The 2,085-nt window shown below is 51.5% G+C and carries 3 protein-coding genes; 1 reads left to right on the top strand and 2 read right to left on the bottom strand.

Features of this window, described 5'->3' with window-relative positions:
• Together LD28_RS0120480 and LD28_RS0120475 are read right to left on the bottom strand one after the other, a co-directional pair.
• The coding region (locus tag LD28_RS0120480) for an MCP four helix bundle domain-containing protein (RefSeq protein ID WP_241462325.1) at positions 1-820 on the bottom strand (820 nt) is incomplete at its 3' end.
• Complete coding sequence (locus LD28_RS0120475) at positions 762-1,898, bottom strand: EAL domain-containing response regulator (protein ID WP_277619830.1); 1,137 nt, start codon at positions 1,896-1,898, stop codon at positions 762-764. The genes LD28_RS0120480 and LD28_RS0120475, both read right to left, overlap by 59 nt.
• Between LD28_RS0120475 and LD28_RS23870 the strand changes: the two genes are divergently transcribed.
• Positions 1,827-1,982, top strand: a complete 156-nt coding sequence (locus tag LD28_RS23870) for a hypothetical protein (protein WP_241462327.1) — start codon at positions 1,827-1,829, stop codon at positions 1,980-1,982. The two genes, LD28_RS0120475 and LD28_RS23870, sit on opposite strands and share 72 nt — an antisense overlap.
• The last annotated feature ends 103 nt before the right edge of the window (positions 1,983-2,085 follow it).

Below are 2,085 nucleotides of genomic sequence, written 5' to 3'. Positions count from 1 at the left end.
CCACTATGGTGGCCAGAGGCTGGTTGATGCTCAGGCTGAGCAGCCAACCGAGCACCAGGGAGAGAATGACCGACAGGGTCAGGATGGTATAGGTAGTAGAGGTGATATTGGCGACAATCACATCGCTATCGACAAAGGCTGTTTTCGCCAGATCATCGTTAATATTCACCAGCTTGCTGAGCAGATCATCGACCACCTGGAAAGTGGCGGCAGCTTCCCCTTTCATCAGTTTGACCGACGAGTCGTTGTCATTGGCGTAACTTGCGGCCATCGTTTTTTTGGCTGCCTCTTTGTAGAGGGGCCAGGCGCGGTCAAAATCTGCAAGCGTCGCTTTTTCCGGTGCGGTCAGTTCGGTTGCCCGATATTCGTTGATCAGTTCGTTCATCTTTTGCTCATAACCATCCATCTGGACTGCGATGTTGTCCATACCCGGCTTGGTTGGTTCAATCACGTAATCAAACAGTGAGCGGTTATGGTAGATGGCCTGCATATTGGCATTTGAAAGATCTTTTATCGGGGTGAGCATGTTGAGGTACATGTCATTCAACATGTTATTGATGACCGAGGTATTTTGTTTGCCGTATAACCCGACCCCAATCAGGATCAGGTTGACCAGCAAAAACGCGACCATCAGTCGCGTTTTAATTGATAGTTGACGGATCAGATTAATCATATATAGAGCCTCATGCTGACGATTCGCGTTCCCTGCAGTGATAAAGCGACTGCCTTGGTTATTTATCCCCCGTTTCAGGTGGGGGCAATCAATATGGCTTAGCGGGTGGGGTTGCCCTTGTTTGCCATTCGGCAAACCACTCTTCAATCTGATCTACCGGCAGCGGGCGACTGATGTAATAGCCTTGTGCCAATTCACACCCGAGCAGGGCCAACTGTAGCCAATCCTCTTCGCTTTCAACCCCTTCGGCCACTGTCTTGAGCCCCAGTTTTTGGCTCATCACGATCGCTGATGTCAATATAGCCAACTTCTTGGGACTGGTATGGGCGTCGTGGACAAACTCTTTATCAATCTTGATCTCGGTAAAAGGACAGCGAGATAACTGCTTCATGGAGGAGTAACCGGTGCCATAATCATCCATGGCGACGCCAAATCCCCGTAATCGTAGCCGCGCCAATGTACCCAACGACATGGCAAGATTTGACATAAATGTGGTTTCGGTCACTTCAATAATAATGGCGCTGCAGGGCAGCTGATGTTCCTGCACAATCTCGACCATGTTCTCGACTAATTTATCGGTTACCAGCAGAGTGACAGGCATATTAATGGAGCAACTGAGCGGTGAGGGCAGGGACCTAAATTTATTCAACGCCTCGCAGGTGGCACGTAAAAAGGCGTAGAAAAAGTTCAGTGCTAGCGGCCCCTCTTCCAGGTGATGAACAAAACAGATTGGCGGCAGCACGCCGTGGTCCGGATGATGCCAACGAACCAGCGCCTCAAAGCCGTAAAGACCTGAGTCCACCATGGTGACCTTGGGCTGCAGAAAGGGGACCAGCTGACCATTATCCAGTGCCTGCTGCACATCCTCGACGGTAAAACTGAGCTGCATCCAACTGTTGTTTTTCCGGTGTTTCAAGGGATCACAATGCTGGAGTATGCCGTAAAGATCACTTTGTCTGAGGGGTTTGGCCAACACACCGATCACTTCCAGCGTGCCAGCATCGGCGATGGAGTGGATCACGTCCAGCACATCCCGATCGACGGCACTCATGACCGCGATAAACATCTGGTAGTTTGTCTGTTTTTCCAGCTGGCTGATGAGCTCCACGCCGTCCATGCCGGGCATGTTGAGGTCGGTGAGCAGCAGATCCACATGGTCAATCTGTTGCAGTTTGTTGAGGGCATCCTGGCCATCATTGGCGACATGGATCTGGCCAAAGCCCAGCTCCTGCAACAGGCAGGTCACTTCGTATTGCTGGGTGCGCGAGTCATCGACCACCAGGGCGCAGCGGCCCTGCCATTGCACTAATGACATAGTTAATCCCCTGTTAATCCGGACGCGCGAGCGTCTGTGTTATTTGTGCAAGTGACATCACTTCATCGACCCCACCGTGGGCAATCGCCTCTTTGGG

This window comes from Aeromonas finlandensis (assembly GCF_000764645.1).
GTDB lineage: Bacteria > Pseudomonadota > Gammaproteobacteria > Enterobacterales > Aeromonadaceae > Aeromonas > Aeromonas finlandensis.
The sequence above is the reverse complement of the archived record's forward strand: the minus strand, read 5'-3'. Positions and strand labels throughout refer to the sequence as shown.